This window comes from Paenibacillus peoriae KCTC 3763 (genome assembly GCF_000236805.1).
In the GTDB taxonomy this organism is placed as follows: Bacteria; Bacillota; Bacilli; order Paenibacillales; family Paenibacillaceae; genus Paenibacillus; species Paenibacillus peoriae.
The window spans coordinates 597,574-616,383 of record NZ_AGFX01000011.1 but is presented as its reverse complement, the minus strand read 5'-3'; the positions used below and the strand labels follow the sequence as shown (position 1 = coordinate 616,383).

The 18,810-nt window shown below is 36.0% G+C and carries 16 protein-coding genes and 2 pseudogenes; 2 read left to right on the top strand and 16 right to left on the bottom strand.

Features of this window, described 5'->3' with window-relative positions; all coding sequences use genetic code 11:
• Positions 1-12: 12 nt before the first annotated feature.
• On the bottom strand, positions 13-618 hold the full coding sequence (locus KQI_RS0105260; protein WP_010345686.1) for a TetR/AcrR family transcriptional regulator: 606 nt from the start codon (positions 616-618) through the stop codon (positions 13-15).
• Between the two features lie 195 nt (positions 619-813).
• Here KQI_RS0105260 and KQI_RS0105255 point away from each other — a divergent pair, with 195 nt between their 5' ends.
• The gene (locus KQI_RS0105255; protein ID WP_010345685.1) at positions 814-1,572 is read left to right on the top strand and encodes an SDR family oxidoreductase; all 759 of its coding nucleotides are present in this window, start codon (positions 814-816) and stop codon (positions 1,570-1,572) included.
• A 116-nt stretch (positions 1,573-1,688) separates the two neighbouring features.
• Here the strand turns inward: KQI_RS0105255 and KQI_RS27720 are convergent.
• From KQI_RS27720 to KQI_RS0105195, 14 genes and pseudogenes are all read right to left on the bottom strand, one after another.
• Positions 1,689-1,820 (bottom strand): annotated as a pseudogene (locus KQI_RS27720) (sporulation initiation factor Spo0A C-terminal domain-containing protein); the annotation flags it as partial.
• 323 nt (positions 1,821-2,143) lie between these two features.
• A complete protein-coding gene (locus KQI_RS0105250; RefSeq protein ID WP_010345684.1) occupies positions 2,144-2,614 on the bottom strand; it encodes a hypothetical protein in 471 nt (156 codons plus the stop codon).
• A 274-nt stretch (positions 2,615-2,888) separates the two neighbouring features.
• Positions 2,889-3,023 (bottom strand): annotated as a pseudogene (locus tag KQI_RS27715) (sporulation initiation factor Spo0A C-terminal domain-containing protein); the annotation flags it as partial.
• 302 nt (positions 3,024-3,325) lie between these two features.
• On the bottom strand, positions 3,326-3,658 hold the full coding sequence (locus KQI_RS0105245) for a hypothetical protein (protein ID WP_010345683.1): 333 nt from the start codon (positions 3,656-3,658) through the stop codon (positions 3,326-3,328).
• A gap of 450 nt (positions 3,659-4,108) precedes the next feature.
• Entirely contained in the window at positions 4,109-4,399 is a 291-nt protein-coding gene (locus tag KQI_RS0105235) for a hypothetical protein (protein WP_010345682.1), read from the bottom strand.
• Between the two features lie 545 nt (positions 4,400-4,944).
• On the bottom strand, positions 4,945-6,720 hold the full coding sequence (locus KQI_RS0105230) for a hypothetical protein (RefSeq protein ID WP_241763854.1): 1,776 nt from the start codon (positions 6,718-6,720) through the stop codon (positions 4,945-4,947).
• A 157-nt stretch (positions 6,721-6,877) separates the two neighbouring features.
• On the bottom strand, positions 6,878-7,099 hold the full coding sequence (locus KQI_RS29765) for a DUF5659 domain-containing protein (protein WP_411830905.1): 222 nt from the start codon (positions 7,097-7,099) through the stop codon (positions 6,878-6,880).
• A gap of 716 nt (positions 7,100-7,815) precedes the next feature.
• Positions 7,816-8,106, bottom strand: coding sequence for a hypothetical protein (locus KQI_RS0105225; protein WP_010345680.1), 291 nt, complete (start codon positions 8,104-8,106; stop codon positions 7,816-7,818).
• 18 nt (positions 8,107-8,124) lie between these two features.
• Entirely contained in the window at positions 8,125-9,357 is a 1,233-nt protein-coding gene (locus KQI_RS0105220; RefSeq protein ID WP_010345679.1) for a WXG100 family type VII secretion target, read from the bottom strand.
• A gap of 448 nt (positions 9,358-9,805) precedes the next feature.
• Positions 9,806-11,221, bottom strand: coding sequence for a helix-turn-helix domain-containing protein (locus tag KQI_RS0105215; RefSeq protein ID WP_010345678.1), 1,416 nt, complete (start codon positions 11,219-11,221; stop codon positions 9,806-9,808).
• Between the two features lie 937 nt (positions 11,222-12,158).
• Entirely contained in the window at positions 12,159-13,559 is a 1,401-nt protein-coding gene (locus tag KQI_RS0105210; RefSeq protein ID WP_010345676.1) for a helix-turn-helix domain-containing protein, read from the bottom strand.
• Positions 13,560-14,113: 554 nt separating this feature from the next.
• Positions 14,114-14,968, bottom strand: a complete 855-nt coding sequence (locus KQI_RS0105205; protein ID WP_010345674.1) for a tyrosine-type recombinase/integrase — start codon at positions 14,966-14,968, stop codon at positions 14,114-14,116.
• Between the two features lie 891 nt (positions 14,969-15,859).
• Positions 15,860-16,309 (bottom strand): copper amine oxidase N-terminal domain-containing protein, encoded by a 450-nt coding sequence (locus tag KQI_RS0105200; RefSeq protein WP_010345673.1) that lies wholly within the window; start codon positions 16,307-16,309, stop codon positions 15,860-15,862.
• 50 nt (positions 16,310-16,359) lie between these two features.
• The gene (locus tag KQI_RS0105195) at positions 16,360-16,830 is read right to left on the bottom strand and encodes a hypothetical protein (RefSeq protein WP_010345671.1); all 471 of its coding nucleotides are present in this window, start codon (positions 16,828-16,830) and stop codon (positions 16,360-16,362) included.
• Positions 16,831-17,255: 425 nt separating this feature from the next.
• On the opposite strand from KQI_RS0105195, the gene KQI_RS0105185 reads away from it, so the two are divergent.
• Positions 17,256-17,993 (top strand): hypothetical protein, encoded by a 738-nt coding sequence (locus KQI_RS0105185; protein ID WP_010345669.1) that lies wholly within the window; start codon positions 17,256-17,258, stop codon positions 17,991-17,993.
• A gap of 104 nt (positions 17,994-18,097) precedes the next feature.
• Here the strand turns inward: KQI_RS0105185 and KQI_RS0105180 are convergent, their stop codons facing one another.
• Entirely contained in the window at positions 18,098-18,322 is a 225-nt protein-coding gene (locus tag KQI_RS0105180; RefSeq protein ID WP_010345668.1) for a hypothetical protein, read from the bottom strand.
• Positions 18,323-18,810: the final 488 nt, after the last annotated feature.

The window sequence follows — 18,810 nt, the reverse complement described above, 5'->3', positions numbered from 1 at the left end:
AGGTTAGTGCAGCTAATTTCGGTTAATTTTGTAAACTGTGTTGAGGCTATTATATTTCACGATCTCCAACAATTGTTCCGCCATATAGCGAGGAGAGTGCTGAAATTCTCCATTTACCCACTCTATGATCATCCCCAGAATAGCATAAGCATAATAACTAGACTGAAGCTCCTGATTTATGTGATTATTCTCCTGTGTATTTATAAGATCCTGTATTGGAAGTTTTTTGAGCTCATTGCAAATCTTTGTCTGGACTCCCGGAAGCATATCTGTTTTCAACACAATTTCATAAAAATTTGCATACTGCGCAATGTGCTCGAAAATTTTAATTGTGGAAGCCACCATGTCTCCCACTACAAAAGTTTCAACCTGACGGTAAGGTTCCCGATAGGAATCAGCTAAATCCAGTAGAACCTCATCAATGACCTCTCCCAACAGGTCCTCCTTGTACTGATAATGCTTGTAAAATGTCCCCCTATTGATGTCTGCTCGCTGGACGATATCCGTTATGGTTATATCCTTTAATTCTTTTTCTTTTAAAAGGCACACTAAAGATTCCCTCAATAGTTTTTTCGTTCTTCGAATTCGTTTATCCTGAACTAATGTTGGATCAATCATGCTGCACCGCCGTTATTTTAAATTTTATATACAGATGATAGAAATGCTGTTCAAAAAGCAACAAATTGCTGCTTGTTTGCTGATTGTGGTTTATTTATTTCTTTGATTATACTATAAAAAGAAGGGAATTATACTTTAGTAAACAGGTGTTCGATAAAGTACATTGCATATAACTGAACATGCGGAGGGATCATCATGAAACTTCAAGGTAAAGTTGCAGTAGTCACCGGAGCTGCCTCTGGGATGGGCAAGGAAATAGCCATTTTGTACGCTAAAGAAGGGGCCAAAGTGGTTGTATCTGATATCCATTTAGATGCGGCTAACTCAACCGTAGCAGAGATTGAATCACATGGCGGAACTGCTATTGCTATTGTAGCGAACGTTTCCAAAGAAGCGGATATTCAAAATCTAATAGATACCGCTGTAAGCACGTATGGAACGTTAGATATTTTAGTTAACAATGCAGGGATCATGGATAATTTTGTTCCGGCTGCTGATTTGACGGATGAGCTCTGGGAACGCGTATTTGCCATTAACAGCACTGGACCTATGCGTGCCATTCGAAAAGCTCTTCCTATTTTTACTGACAAAGGTGCTGGGGTCATTATTAACATCGCTTCCCTGGGAGGGTTGCAAGGCTCTCGAGCAGGAGCAGCTTATACCGCAGCAAAACATGCTGTTGTCGGCCTAACTAAAAATGTAGGGTTCCAATATGCTAATAAAGGTGTACGGTGTAATGCGATTGCTCCCGGCGCTGTAATCACCAATATTGCAGCTTCCATTAACGAACCCAATGCATTTGGTATGGAAAGAGCAATGGCTGGGCAAAACCTGACTCCTAGGGCCGGGGAGGCCGAAGAAATCGCAAAGGTTGCTCTCTTCCTCGCATCAGATGATTCCAGCTTTGTAAATGGAACTGTTATTACGGCTGATGCTGGTTGGTCCGCTTACTAAAGAGTGAATAGTTAAACAAAAAACCAGTCCAACACAAAAGTGTCGGGCTGGTTTTTATTGTTATGCTACGATTTTCGGGCACAGCGTTTCTTATTCTCTTCATGCTTTTAGCCCTTTCAGGACACCTTATTCTCAATCCGCAGCTTGTCAGCGACCATCGCGATGAACTCTGAGTTGGTTGGCTTGGATTTGCTGATGTTAATGGTGTAACCGAACAGTTGAGATATGCTGTCGATATTGCCACGGGTTCATGTGCATCAATGCTTTGGCCAGTAGGTATACATCGTTTTAGTGATATAGAAATTCATATGTAATGTATCTTTATATTCTGAATTTAAGATCCATTCGTAGCTGGCTACAATTTACGTACAAGCTTCCTAGGCGAACAGTAAAGCATGAAATTATCCAATTGAAATTTAAAATCGTTCATAAAAAAATACCGCTGATCTATTAGTCATGAATGCCCCAATAGATCAGCGGTATTAGCTGAATTGTTATGCTTCACCTTACTTACAATCTGCAGTTTATCAGCCATCACTGCGATGAACTATCGATTTCTAAGGTGAGCGTTTTAATTCGGAATATACCCTGCTATGCCTTCTAAAGAATAACCGGATCTTCCATTACCAAGCTCGTTAAAATCAGTGGTATAGAAGTGATCTGTACCGTTATAGTATCTATATAGTGGCAATGAGTTTGGTTGCTGTTGTGAGAAAATGTAACCTTGTATGCCTTCAAGTTTATAACCACTTCTACCGTTGCCTAGCTCATCAAAATTAGTGGTATAAAAATGATCTGTACCGTTATAGTATCTATATAGCGGTAGTGTGTCTGGTTGCTGTTGTGGGAAAATATAACCTTGTATGCCTTCAAGTTTATAACCACTTCTACCGTTGCCTAACTCGTTAAAATCAGTAGTATAGAAATGTTCAGTGTTGTTGTAGTAACGATACAGCGGAACGGTTCCATCGGCTGCACTTACAGAGCTAAATGTGGAGAACATTGCAAACATAAACAATAGAATTGCGGCGATTTTTTTCACAACAACCGAGCCTCCTATGGGCATAGTATTTGAGCTGGCCAGCTACCATTCTAGTATTACATTTATCTAATCCATTTACAATAGTAAAAAGGGACTAATATGTTTTTTTAAAATTTTTATCCATTTTTTTAATTCTTTTATCCACTTCGTTTTGTCAAACACTTCCATCCAAGGTTGTTTAGTGCTTATATAAAAAATACCACTTCTTTACTGGTCTTGAATGGCCCAATAAAGAGTGGTATTAGTTGATCGACTATTTAGAAGTTCATCGGTGTCAGGACACCTTATTCTCAATCCGCAGCTTGTCAGCGACCATCGCAATAAATTCACTGTTAGTTGGCTTGGATTTGGAGATATTAATGGTGTAGCCGAACAGGTGGGAGATGCTGTCGATATTGCCACGTGTCCATGTGCATCAAGGCTTTTGAGGTGATTTAAAATAATATATTCATAAGTTATATGCAATCAATTTTTATCAATTGGTTGGTTTATGGTCAAGTAATTTAGTGGCTAATTTGTTTTACAGCCTTAACCATATCATAGCAATTATAAAAAATCAATTTATGAATGTAGCATACCCCCATAAAAAAACTGCCCGAAGGCAGTAAAATAAACAAATACTATGATCTAAAATTAAAAATTTTATCATTTATCATGCACCAAAATTTCTTATAATTATCAAAGACATCTTCCTCAACAAAAAAAATTACCTTATTTATAAATTGATAGTCCCAGTCCGTTTGTCGCGTTAACATCATAAAGCAATTCAATTTTGTAATGCTTATCTGTTGCTGATTTCATTACCATATCCTGTTCACTCTCTGAAACTACATTCAAATCAGTAAATTGACGTTTCAGGCTCTCTTTCCATTCCCTAAAAGATGTAAATTCCTTTTCTTGATACATTTTGTACATATCTTCATCTACAATTAACCCATTAGGTTCTTCCCACTTATCCACCACACGCAAAAATTTGTAATCCAAAACATTTATAAAATCATCAACATTAGTTTTTTTATAATCACCTGTCATATCACCATTCATAATTGCTTCTAGATAGTTATCACAACAGTTTTTGCCTTCGCTTCTGGTGTGAAGTAACTTGTATTAATAAAATAGATCAGTGTAGCACAAATCAGTACAACAGAAGTCAAGATTAACACTGTCAAAGGTTTAAATGCTTTATTATTCGTATCTTGTGGAACGAAATTATTAACCACAATACATAAGGTTTTCCTCATATTCAATATTACATTTTTTACAGTACTTCATTGAAATGTGTCCCCCTCAATATGTATTCCATCTGTACTCAATTGACCTGCCACAATAGCATATTCGTTTATAAGGTCTTGTAAAGTTGTTTGCTTACTCAAATTTCTAGCCTCCAATTTTTTATAATTCCGTACTGTAAAATGCCAATTTTATTTGTTCTCTTTCACGTTCCAATTCGACACGCAACCATACGCTCGATCGCCTCCTTTCAAGCTACTTCGCTCAATGAACAATGGTTTGCGAATGTACACCCTCAATTTCTCTGATTTTTAAACTAACCATGTCAAGACTAGAGCGCATTGAATCTAGCTTTTTAGTGGTGTCATTGGTTATTTCTTCAACATCACTAACATGCGCTCTTGTCATAGCTTGAATAGTATTTTTGACCTCCTCTACATATTCCCTAATCATCTGCTGGCTCTTCTTTGTCTTAAAATGAGAACTGCACATCAAATTGACACCCTTTTCAATCACTTTTTCAGCATTATCAAAAACCTCATTGAATTTATTCATCTCATATTTTCTCCTTTTTATATGTATTGGTGTTAATTCTGTTGCTATTTTTACGGCTCCTACTTTAAGCATATGGCAAAGGCTGTAAATCGTTAAGGTATGTCACATTTTTTTATTCTCCACATCTTTACACAAAAAATTAGATATATATCTAATCACTTGATTCAATTAATCTTTTTGCTACTTATGCAATGGTAACGATTAGAAAATTCCCCTTATCGGGTCGTGTTCTAACATTTACAGCATGGCATACGCCACATTGTTCATTTGTACACTTCTCAATCTCGCCATCTGATTTGCAAGTTTCAGCCTATTTCACGCTAATTTGAGCCATAACTTGCAAAACCAAATGTGCAAAAACTCAATGATATCAACACTTTTTTATCAATCTCGCCACTTTTCTATATAATATATATAGGGAGATTAGATACATTAATATTCTGATCAAGTTCAATAATCTAAATTAGTATACCCTCGTATGAGGAGAGACAAGGTATTGGAAATGTTTTCTCCAATATCCTTCCCTCGCATAAGTAGCTTGAACATTACAATCTAATGATGGAACGGTATTCAATGCGAATCTGCTTTGTGTTTATGTACGTTTGAACTAGGCTTAAGTCCTTATTGATATATCTTGCAAAATGATTACTTTTAATATTGAATTGCTTGGCTATATCCCTCTTTGGATATGTTCCCGGTTGTTGTTTAAGTAACCAATCCATAATTTTTTCTGTCATTGTATCTTCATTTGATGATCCTGAATCACCTTTTAATTCATGTCTGCTAACAAAATCATCTACGGTTAATGGAATTGGCTTGGCTATCTTGATATGTTTCAATTGCTTGGCTACTCCGCTAAAAACCTCTTCATCGCTTGTCACTATGTATATCTCTGCTCTTGGATTAGGATTGCGCTGTACCCGTTTCACCGTCTGATACATCTCTGATATGATATCGCTCTGTCTGATTTTCTCCAAATCTCTGTTTTTGAAGCCTCTAGTCTTATCCTTTTTTATAATATCTAACGATACTCTCCAATCATGCTTATCTGTATACTGACACAAATGAATGACATGGGATTCCAAGCGCTGGTTAGGTGTACCAAGCAAATAACAACAGTCAAAGTCACGCCAAGTATTTTTTCCAATTAGATTCCCGTACCAGTTAACCGATATAGATTCGCCATTATATTCATCGCCCACAGCAATATCGGTGAATCCAACTTGTCTGAGTTGACGAATAAAGCCACCTTCATCACCGTTATCAGATAACACGAACTTCTTATGCAACACAATCAGATAACGTTTATCAATCTTAAATTTACGTTTAATGAAATTTGTTATCTTTTCAAAGTATTCATTCTGATTAGTTTCAGTGTTCAGCTTCTTCTCAATGCTGGTTTTGCTGGTGTTGAATGTAATGTGCGTTATAGTTGAGCCTGAATGGTCAATAATCTTGGACTGCTTATCTAAAACAAATTTGATATTTCCATTTTTCACATTATATAAATCGTCTATCTGTCCGTTAGCGTCCAGTATTATGTTGTTGGCTAGACAAAACAGTCTGTGATTTCTGTTATATGTACTGAGTGAATGATAATTGTAATAGCATGTATTTTGATAGAATAATTGAAGTCTTTGAACAATGCCCATGAGATTATTATAGGCTGCTAAACCTTTGTTACGGATAATCTCAAATTTATTTTTATCTAAGGCATTAGACAACTCGTAGATCGGCTCTAAGCTATCAATTCGGGGATGACACCTTATGATCCCTGTGCTTGAGAGTTTTTTCCCTTCATTTGTCTTCATACGCTCACATGCATTAACCTGATCAAGCAAACCTTTGGTCGCATCATACAACAAGGGATGAAGAGTATGCGGTAAAACAGAAAATAAATTGTTATAATCCGACCTGCTGAAACTGACAATATCAAAGTCAATACGTTCATCTATAATCTGTGTGTGTTTGCCCTCTGTGAACCATCGTCTTAATTCATTGTTTTCACACAGCATTTTATAGCGTGAATGCGTAATAATGAGAACATCCGAGTCACGTACAACCTCAAGATTCTGCCTATAGTAACTCCAATTGTCAGAGGTAATCCCAATAACATGCTGACCTTTGCCTGTAATTCGTACGCTACTGTCTCCAAATCCTTGGTATAACTTGTCTACATTTTCACCTATGTACTGAGCCGAATCTTCAACATCTTTAGCAAACCGCTTTACTAATAGAAACTTCCTATATGGCTTCCCATGATTTTGTCCTGTGAACTGGTAGGACTCTATGTAATCTCTCAAAATCTTATTTGTTTCCACAGACTTCCCTAATGAAGCCTCCAAATCAATAACTACAAACGTATTCGGGTTAGTCCCCCCTTCTAATATCCTACGTTTCATGTTCAGAATTTTATTGGTGTACATCTCGCCATAAACATCAACAAATGTTGGAATAGAATGATTGGAATGTATTGGTTTAGCCCCTTACTGGCATTCTGCTGGCATACTCATGAAACTCATGATCGGTTTTATAATCTGCCATTGCCTGTTGTAAGCGTTCACTAGAGCAAAACAAATAAACATTCCTGTCACTTTTTAAATCGTCACTCACAGCAATCAGCATAAATCCCTTTAATTGAAGATAAAGAGATAGTTTTCGCGAATGAATGACAGTTGTCCCATTAGAAATATAGACCACTCCCGTCTTTTTGATATCCAGTTTTCAAAGATCGCACAACAAATAAACTTAACGATCCAATTTGACAGAACAAACAAACCAATCTCCACAATCTTGTTTTGACTTATCCATCAATCTAGTATTCATTTTTGTCGACTTGCTGTGTTGTAAATCTACTTTTAAATTTAATGCTATCGTTGGTAATGCAATATGTATTATCTTTCTACTACTTAACTTTTGTTTACCTGAAACTATTTTATCTCCGCCTCATTTTGTATCTCCTTTTCTCCATCGTTATATTTATCAGTCACTATTTCAGTATAGTTTATAGATAGATTCATGTCAATATATATTTTATATACTATATTGATATACTTTTAGCTACAATGATTTATTATTACTGAAATATGCATATATAAAGGAAGGGAAAATTCCAGTTCGCTATTTTGTTGGGCAGATTGCTCAATTCATTCTCGCCAATTGTATCAGTCAAATCTTTCAGATGAACCATTGTTCCTTCTGCTTTATTACCTGCGCTCAAGCAAAACAATATGTCACGGTGGTATTGGAGCATGGTGAGTTAAATTCAACGCACCTTCGTTTGAAGCAAGGTGTATGCAAATACCATCCCCCTTTATTCAGATTGGACAACTATAAAAAAGCTCACTCCCATTTTATTGTTAAAGGAGTAAGCTTAACACTGACTATCTATCCTTCGTCTCTTCCACCATAATTCATTAATCTTCCAAACTATAAATACTTGCCCCCACTTGAACAAGGTCAGGAGATGCTAACTTACCAATACAAATACCAATATTTTTTCTTTCAGCCATCGAAGTTGAAATTTGAATTGAGCTAACGTTCAATATCACCTCATTTTTATCTGCATTTTTAATAAGAATTTTATCTCCTATGATTTTTTTTATTTCTGGGTAGGTTAAATGATCCAATTCTTTGTTTGTTCCTACTATGATTGTTCCTTCATCTTTTGACTCAAAAGCCAAACTAGCATCCATTATTTTTTTCATATTTCAAACTATCCCCTTTTATCTCTCTTCAATATAAAGTTCTCCCTTTACATCACGTATACGCAAATCAGCACTTTTTAATCGGGTTATGGCATCCCTCAGTAGCGTCATCCTTTCTATTGATGTTAAATCGGGAGCAAACCTTGCTGCTCTTATACTAGCTTGAGCTTCATCTAGCGCAAAATTTCTTTTAAATGTATCTGGAGTAACATCATATAATTCAAATGCTTTCCCTGCCTTATATGCCTCATAGTGTCCCACAATTTCATGTGCAATCGTTGCCTTGGATGACACACGCGAGTTAGCACTTAAGGTTCCAACTCCTGTATGCTCTGCAGGTAATACATCTGTATTTATAATAAATCTATCGTACATCATACCTGTATTCCAATCATCATAATAGCCAGCTTTACTTATTATTATGTTATCCTCAGGAAAGTTTAGTGATTTAGTATATTGAATTATCTCCGTTTTTTGGACATCCGTTAATGGCAATTCATTACGCAAACCCTCTGAAGAAATTTGTCGTAAGTCCACTGCCCCCTTATACTTAAATGAAGATTTCAAACTAATCTTTGGCTTGATTACTGAGCTAACTCCTCCAAATAATCCTGCTGTACCGATCATATTAGCCCAGTGTTCCTTTGACCAGGCATTTGTAGGGAATATAGCTTCTCTGATCGTTCCATGTACACCAAAAGTCCAGAAGTTAAAAAAATCATTTGCTGAATCAAACTGCTTGGATGCTCGCTCCGCATATCCTTGATACAGACCTTTCGGAATACCAAATGTCCAATAGTCTAAAAATCCTCCTAATGAATCATAGCGTTTTTCATACCTTTCCTCAGCAGCGTTCATGAAATCTTGACCAAGTTCCAATAAACTATCTGCCGATTTCTGAAACGCATTTCGTGTATCTGGGGCAGGAACAGCACATGAATTCGGTGGAGGTGGTAAACAACTTGCGTCAATGTTACCTGCTTCCATCAGGTCAGCTAATCTGAATTTATCTGCATGATGGCGTAGTTCTTTTGCAATAGAATCCGTCAGGCTAACAAAGTCAGCCATATTCTTCTGAGAGGTCTGGAAGGAATAGTAAAAATGTTCTTTAGTCAGTCCTTCCCACAATTGCCCCATAGATGAAATTTGTTGTACTAAATTACTATTCATTTGAGTTACCGTTTGTTGTGCAAGCTCAAATTGCTTAGATACAGACATAAGCTGTTCTGGTGTCACTTTAATGGTTGTCATAATATACCTCTGTTTGAGTTCGTTATGACATAATAACACTATTCAAATTTATGGAAAACCATCTTAATTCCTAATTGTTATATGAAGAATTAACCTTTCTACCTATGTCTAAAGGCCTTATAGTGCATAACGACAACCATATCCTGCAATTCAGGAAGTGTTATGTAATTGTTTTTCATATTCAGTTCGTGAGCAATATCCGCTTCTGTTTTGGACAGGGGATTATTCCCTATTCTTCTTTCGATGAATATTATTTGCTCATATAAAATAAAATGCACCCCAAAATTTCATTGGTTGAACTTATTAGCTCCCACCAATAATCATCTTAGAGTACATTATTTCAACGCCCTTTTTCAAAAATTGGTTACACGTTTAAAATCCTCCCACTTGATCTTGAAGTTGGATGTGACTATGCGACTGAACAGGCACGGTAACAATAAACAAAAAACTAGCTGCGGCGATCAGCAGTACCATTTTTTTTAACATTTTTTAACCACACCTTTTCAATAAGTTTTAGAAATCCCGTTTTAGTTTCTGGAACGGCATAATCCTGAAAATGTAAAAACAGACCCATACAATTTATAAAGTAAGTCTCATTATTTATTATATCCGACTTTAGCATTGCATACATCAAGTATTTAAAGCCATCGTTATACATCGACCGATACAAATAATAGTAAGCTAACTCGTATTCAAATCGGGCAAGCTGCTCTGGTATGACTTGCTTAGTATACATGTCAGATGATGACTGTCCCAGTTTGACAAAGGAATCAATAAGCGTTTCAAAACACTCTAGTACGTGATTAACATCTAACTGAAATCGATTAGCAGCAAACATTACGTTCAACAGCTTAGTAACCATTTCTTTATCGACTTTTGATGCAGCAATGTATTCAATATAATCTGGAAGCACACTTGTATCTCCAGACAGGAGCTTATTAACGTAAATATTACAATCCGCCCAATCTTGAAACAGCTTTATCCAGTGTAAAGTATTCTCATCCTTCTCTATGACCCAATCTAAATTAGCGTAGGCATACGTATATTGTAGAGCCTGTTGATAATCGCCTTGGGCTTCACAGACACTGGCACACAACAGATCAGCATAAGCAATGTATCCAAATAACGGCCCCCTCGTTTCCTTTTCATGCTCCCTGCTCTTACGATTCTTCTGCTGATGCTTCATTGAATATTGGACTTCCGCTTTTTCTCTCATTTTCCTTGCCATTTCGTCAACCTTGTCCCATTTACGCAAAGATCTGTACAAGTTTGCCAAATCCTTTAACGCATCAAGTTGGTCTATTTCATCTAGGCGCTCAACAAAAGCCTCTAATAACGTAGCTGCTCTGAAATTGCGGTTCTGATCGTCACCAATATGAATTGTGAATATACGATATTGACAGACTGCCAAGCGTTCAGAATGCTGATACTTTTCCACTTCCGCCACATTCTCATAGATCGGCAGCGCAGCAGCATATTGTCCCTGTGAAAATAATTCTTCTGCAATATAAAATAGTCTGGGCGAATACAGCAGATTGTCCATGATCTGTCCAATCATACGACGGATCGCATCCAGCTTGTCCAGTTCCGCACAACGATATAACAATGGTTCAATTCGGCGCATATTGGGGGAACGGTTAATGATGTAGTTTTCTATGTAAAGGTTGTAAAAGTAGCCTTCCGGTAAGCCCATTGCTAAAGTAATTCGGTCAAGCTGCTGCACGGAAACAGGACGATGCTGAGTAATCCAATTACTAAGTGTTCTTTGATGAACCCCAGAATTTTCTGCAAATTGAGCCAACGTCATATTATTTTGTTTCAAATAGTCTTCAAACTCTGCCGAAATCGTAGGTGTATGCTTCATGCTATAACCACCCCTTATCAGGAACTTGTAGGATATCAACTCATAAAAAAGGACTATTACAATCTGATGATTGTATAGGCTTTCCGCAATATCATACCATTTTTTAGAATAAAATCATATACCTTTCATATTTGAGTTCAAGATACCTTTTTGGATGGTTTCCGATAATTTCATGGTTAAAGGTATCATCATTTTGCTTATGTATAATTTATTTGGAAAATCATAATACAACTGATCCAATACAAAGTCACCTGATTGAATAGTTATACTCATAATCATTTGTAATTTATCAGTAGATTCACCTTAGATTCGATGCATAGCATATAAGTAACCTTCACGATATTTAGGATGGTATCGAGTCAAAAATTAACTTCAGTATGGAAAGGCATGTGCTAGGAGGAATTCTGGAAAATTAAAGAGAGGTTTTTTAGGTGTAAATCCCCCCTCATTTTAATTCAATTATAATATATGGATATTAAAAACAAAGAAACCTTGACATAATCGTCTAGGCTTGTCTAGATGCACAATCCACATTAATATCTTGCTGACTTCAAGTCTACTTGTAGTTATGTAACTGCTGTTTCGTGATACCAAGTTCCTGAGCAATATCGGTTTGTGTTTTTTGGTGAGTAAAATTATTTGACTCACCAATTACATATGTGTGTTAATTGCTACCTTCTGTATTAGCGCTTCCATCTCTCAACCATAAATCCTTTCTAGCTCGACAATACATCTAGCAAGTTTCAGCAAATACAAAAAAGACTAGATGGAAAATCCCATCTAGCCTTCCACTAAACTGATTATATACAGTGTGCCACCTTGTTTCCCATTGATCCATATTAGGAATGATTACATCCCTCCGTGCGTCTCTTGAGTTGTGATAGATTTATTTACTTGTACTGGAAATTGACTTGGAACAACCAACACCAACATTAAGCTAGTGACCAGAACGATTATTGGTAATTTTTTTCTCATCTTCGTTCACCTCATCAATCAAAGTTTGGTAGGAAATTATTGTTTCGGACGATGCCTCTTTTCTATATCTCTCGAATAACTTGACACACTTAATTATACATGACTTATTATTAATTGCAGAAGATATTTCCAAACAGTTGATTAAATATTTAAAACCATTATGATACGTTGTTTTACGAAAGTTGTAATCAGCTAATTCTTTTAAAAAATGAGTGAATCGCTCCGAAACAAATTGCCGAGTGTACACGCCTACGCTTTTTTGTTGTTCCAATAAAGACTGAATTTCTGATTCAAACTGCTTGAGTACATCATCTACATTAAAATCATATTGATTAGCTGCCTCAATTATGTTTATCAATGTAGGTAGAACCTCATTTTTATGTGAACTAGCGTAAGATAAATAATCGGGGAGTACACTTACTTCTCCAGACAATAATTTATATGCGTAAATGTTGGCTTGCGCCCACTCTTGAAATCGTTTTTTCCAATCTTGCGTTTCTTCATCCGTCTCCTTTACCCAACTTAAATCGGCATAAGCATAGGTGTATCTTAATGCTGCTTCATAGTCACCATATGCTTCATATACACTAGCATGAAGTAATTGAGAGAAGGCAAGATATGCAAATAGCGGTCGGCTAGGCTTCTTCTCTTCTTCTTGCCTTGTACTCTTCTGAGGACGTTCTTTAAAGTATTGAATTTTGGTTTTATCCTCTAAGATTTGAACTACTTCTTCTACTTTATTCCATCGACGCAATGATCGGTATGTATTCGCCAATTCCTTCAATGCATCAAGCTGATCTATTTCATCCAAACGTTCAACATAAGGCTCGAATTGAATGGCTGCATCATAGTTTTTCTCTTGATCGTCTCCAACACGAATTATAAACAAACGATACTGGCAAATTACAAATCTATCCGAATGTTGACTCTTTTCCCCTACTGCTACATTTTCATAAAGGAACGCCGCTGCTTCATTATAACCTTTTTTAAAAGAATCCTCGGCTACTTTAAAAAGTGAAGGAAGATAAACAGGATTATCTAGCAACATACCTACAACTCGTCGCAAGCAATCAAGTCGGTCAAGCTCCACGCATCGGTACAAAAAAGGGCTAATTCTTCGCCAGTTCAGCGGTTCTTCCTCAATACATTCTTCAATGTAACGTTCATAAAAATAGTCAGGTGGTACATTCATCCCCGCAGTAATGCTGTCCAGTTGGTGAACAGAAATAGAACGATTGCCTGTGATGATGCCGCTAACAGTACCTACATTTAAATCAATGATGTGACCAAACTCAGTCATACTTAAGCCTTTTCGTATCAGATATGTTTGAACTTCTGCCCGTATCGTAGGTGTGATTTTCATGTATAAACCACCCTTTCAGCGTAAACTCACTATAAATGCATAGTTAAAAAAATTATGTAATTTTGAAACAAGTAGTAAAATGGCGGTTTAATTGCTCATAATTGTACCATATTCTGGAACAAAATCATATACCTTTCAGATATTTACTTAAGATACCTTTTTGGGTAGTTTATAAAGACTTCGTGATTAAGGATATCATCATTTTGCTTATGTATAGTTTATTGTGGAAAATCAGAATACAACTCATCTAATACAAAGTCACCAGATTGAATAGTTATGTTCATATTTCATTGTGATTTATCTATGGATTCATCTTAAACTTGATGTGTAGCATATAAGCAACCTTCAGGAATACGAAACTGTATCGAGTCGAAAAATAACATGAGTGTCGGAGTAGATGTGCTTGGGGTATATTTGGAAATTAAAGTGTTGTTTCAGATGTAAAATACCCCCCACCGTATATTCTGTATCTATCGATATTGATCAGCAGATGCAATACAAGCCTAGACATATTATCTAGGCTTGTAAAGTGTACGTAATGTACACACATAAATTTAGAGTCTGTTCATCTTCTCAATCATCTTTTGCTTTGTAGGATTAGCATACAAGAGCGTAGTATGAATGTTACTATGCCCTGCTTGATTCGCTACTTCATGGACTGACATATCACTTTCTAACGCATAAGAACAAAAGAAATGCCTCAGATCGTGAGGAGTTATTTCCTTTCCAACAATAGCTGAATATTTATTGAAAAGCTTATTAATAACGGTTCTATCTAATTTACCTCCTCTGTTACTTGGGAACAGATAATCACTTGTAATACCTTTGTCTGAGCGATCTTTAATCCAACTTTGTATAGCTGTGCTCGCCTTGTCTCCCATAAACACAGTTCTAGTCTTCTTTCCTTTGCCTTCAGATACGATTAACTCTCTTGAAGTCAGATTAAAATCATTCATGCCGACATTTAGAGCTTCACTAATCCGTAGTCCACAGTAGGCCAACAATGACACGATAGCATAGTTACGTTTTGACTCATGTTCCAGCACCAATTGTCTGAACTTCTCAACGTCAGCAAGTCCAACAGTAGCCAGTGAAGCATATTGACGTTGAATCTTTAACATATCCTTTTTATTAATTGCAGCCTCTGTCTGTACTCCTGATTCAATCAAGTAATCGTTAAACTTGATGAGTGCGCTGATTTTAGCATTAATGGAAACAGGGGCAAGCTTCTTCACTGTTTTGAGGTAACTTATGTAATCCTTCACATTCTCTCTATGCAGCTTCTTGAACTCTATTCCTTTGCTCTCATCAAACCATTTCACAAATCCACTTACATTAAGTATGTAACTTTTAATCGTATTCGGACTTTTTTCATTCTGCCGTAAGTATTCTTCAAAAGCTTGGATCATCTTCACCACTCCCATACAATTATGTTGCATTCAATTTGAGGAGATTCCTTATAAATTATGTTGCATTTTATACTCTAATTATACTGTTATCCCATTCATTTTGCAACATAATCTACATTATGTGGCATTACTAAAATTGATGAAAATTATTAATTATACAACGTTCTGCCCGAACAATGGTCGGTCAAAAATAACCATCTTGAAATTCAAGACGATATTAACCAAATTGGTTATCACTCATATGAATAGTTGCGACATCGCATCCAACCCAATGACCAACTTAGAAAATTTCGAAGTCGATATACTAGTTGACGCTGTGTTAACCATTATAGGGGTATGCCCAACTTTGAGCGCACTATAGAGATAACCTGCATCGACACCCGTATCGAAGCTCAATCGTGAAACTTGGCCTTATGTTCATAAATTCCATATTCCATATGGTTTTTTGAGTCATTGTGGTTCAAAATTGTACCTGAATATATTTACATCGCACCATATCGTAAAAACAGCAAAAGAATAGATAAATAAAGGGATTCGTGAAGAATTACTTTGCATCGTGGTTTCAATCGTAGGTATCGAGAAATAGTGTGTAAAAAAGCTTGATACATCAACGGATTATTCGATTTTTATAAATTAAATTGCTAAAAATCTAAAATTGGAAAACCCTTTATTTATCTACGTTTTTAAACACAGCACACACGTATCGTGAATCGTAACACGAATAGCGGAGTGGAAGTGTTATTTTCATGTATTTTCACTCTATCAAGTTGGTTCTATATACATAGAAGAAACTCAACTTTACCTCTCTAACCTCACGAACTGTAACTGTTGATCCCTTAAAATTAGTTCAATGCAAAAAAAATAACCCCGGAATAGTCCGGGGCAAAGTCTCTATTCTGTTTCAACTTTAGGGAGAGTTATGTGTATAGAAAGTGATGGTTTATCATAATTTACTTTCGCACCTATTGATTCACTAATGAACCTAAGATTCACATATAAAACTCCATTGACTAAAGCCGGGGATTGCGTCAGGTTATACTTTTTGTTATTCACATAACCATCGTTACTATCCTGAGCCAATTTTATTACAATAGAACCGTCCTTACTTGAAGCGAGTACTATTTTTTGAACGTTATCCCATTTAACTTCCATGTCATATCTTGCGAAGATATCACGAAATGGAACCATTGTTACTCCAGAATAGGCAATAAAAGTTTCAGAATCAAGTCTCTCATTATTAACATATACTTTAGGTTTGGATACATCTTCAGCATAAATCGCTCCAGAAAAAACTGCTGCTATTAATAGCATCAAAAACAATATGATAAGATTTCTTTTCATTACAAATCACCCTTAATTATTTTTTTCAACCGACACACGTTAAATCCTCATCACCTCTCCACGAAATACCTATTAGTCATATACCACGCTTTACTTTTTACTGTATCCACCATGTCTTTCTTTCCATCCAAAAACACAATATCACCGCATTTTTTACAGCCCCACTTGTTCCTCTTGTACGCTGATCCTTCTATATATGAAGCTCCACATTTACATTCTACCTGAATCAATACCTTGTGCTGGCTGTATGCACTTGCTAACTGCTCAGTGGCCTTGCTTGCTGCTGTAGGTTGTATTGCTGCTACATGTTCCCTCTGCTCTGAAAATTCATTATGTACCTTGAAATCTGCTACAAGCTCTGGGTTTAAACCAAAATGTTCTTTGCCTACTGTTGTTACATATTTACTTCCTACACGATACGATTCTATCCAGTCCTGTATTTGTTTACTGGACAGATTGACAGTTCCTTTAATACCGCTGTTTAGTGTGTAGGTCATTGTGTGTAACTTGTTTTGATTCATTTTATATCAACATCTCCAATACTATGAATTGATTGTCTTTGAATAAATCTTCTTATTGAGTATGTCTTCTTTATCTTAAATCCGTCCCTAGAATAAATGTCTGGTTTATCAGACAATAAAATATAACCCTCCTTAGCTGTTTTTGCTCTTTTTCACACTTCCTTATAATATAACAGATAGGGATAATTCCCCATATTATTTTGGATAAGTATAGTAGATCCATCGGCATAATTATTTATTGTTTTCCAATTCACTCCAAGCAATAAAAGAATTTCATTAAATCTTTCACTTTCATTTTTTACCATTAAATTTCCAGTTCTTTTGCATCAAAAACATAGTATATATGGACTATAATTCCTTTTTCAGGTTGACTATAGGTATATAAAATAAATATACTAGCTGTATATTGAAAAAGGAGGAAAAAAATGAAGAAATTAGTAGCGAAATTTTCAAGCCTGCTTTTAGTTGGATTAATGTTACTTCCTACAGGTGTACACGCCACATCTAGTAATGATTCTATTTCAGCAAAACCAGCAGTTGAAGGTGAAATTGTTCAAGCATATCGTGTAACTGACAATGGATTAGTTGAACTTAGCAAAGAAGAACTCCAAGCTTATAAAGCTCAAGAAGAAGAGGCTAACAAGAGCGCACAATTAGAGTTAGACAAAGATTCTAGCCAAAAAAATTCACAAAATAACGGTGCTATTACACCAAATGCAATTAACGAATACTATTGGCGATATGAACAATCCACATTCAAATCTGCTGTTCCTATGGATTCTCTTAGAAAACGTGTTTCCCCATATGTATATAACCGCACTCAAGATAATGCTACAAGAGCAATTTCCTCTTCTACAAGTCAGACATGGCAAGCAAATATTAGTCTTTCCTATGAGCACAAAAATGCTGTTACAGGAACTTTAGGAGGTGGCTGGTCTAAAACAACTACTTTTTCTGATACAACAACCACTACTATAAGACCTAATTATATGAGTTGGGCTGAATTTACACCTATTATGGATAAATCTTTCGGTTATTTGAAAGAATACTATTCGTTAAACGGCTCAGTAAGAACAAATAAATACACTGAGATATACATCGCAAGGGAAGTTAGTGGTCGTACTGATGGTATCTTAACCGTTAAAACTGCTCCTATTAATTAATCAGAGGGAGGTTATTCTAAATAGGGATAACCTCCTTATTTTCTTGTGCCAGACAGTTAAGAGATCATAGTACAGATTATTGTTGTCTACTTGATGATAAGCATTTATTTATCTTTTTTTACTTCCCCAATAATGATATAAGTAACTCCTATGATTAAAGATATAATACTTAGCACGAGTAGAACATCATGTCCTTTTAACCTATCCAATGCTATATCCAATGGCGAATCAGCGTAATTTACTACACCACTTGTTACAATAAAATATCTAGAGACAAACAATATAGATGCTATAAAACAAAATGAGACTCCAGCCGCTCTCCTATTCATTAATCCAGCTCCTTTTATAGTATTGTAAAAATATCTATTTATGTTTAATTATACATCATCATCTTTTTATCAGCAACGACCTATAATATTGGTAACAAAAAAGCCCCTATCGCTAGGCGCTTAGTTACATATCAAGGGGGGCTAAATTTGACGCTCCCTGAACTATATGCACTTTCTCTCTTGTTTCAGTTTCCTCTTTACACGTCGAATCATAGTAAGTTGCTTCCTAATCTCTAATCTTCTCTCAAGCCTTACATCCTTCCCTGCCGCCCCTTTCACCAATCGTCTACAAATGATGTTACATAGCCTTTCTGTCAGCCTGAGCCAGCACTTTCAGACTGATTAATTGACCATCCCAAGTCTGTAAGAAAAGTTTACCCCTTATGAGTCGTCCACATTTATACATGGTTATCACTCCTTGATTGATTTAATAGGATGTATTGTCAACGTTATAGTGCTTATTATGATGATAAAATGACTCTTTTACA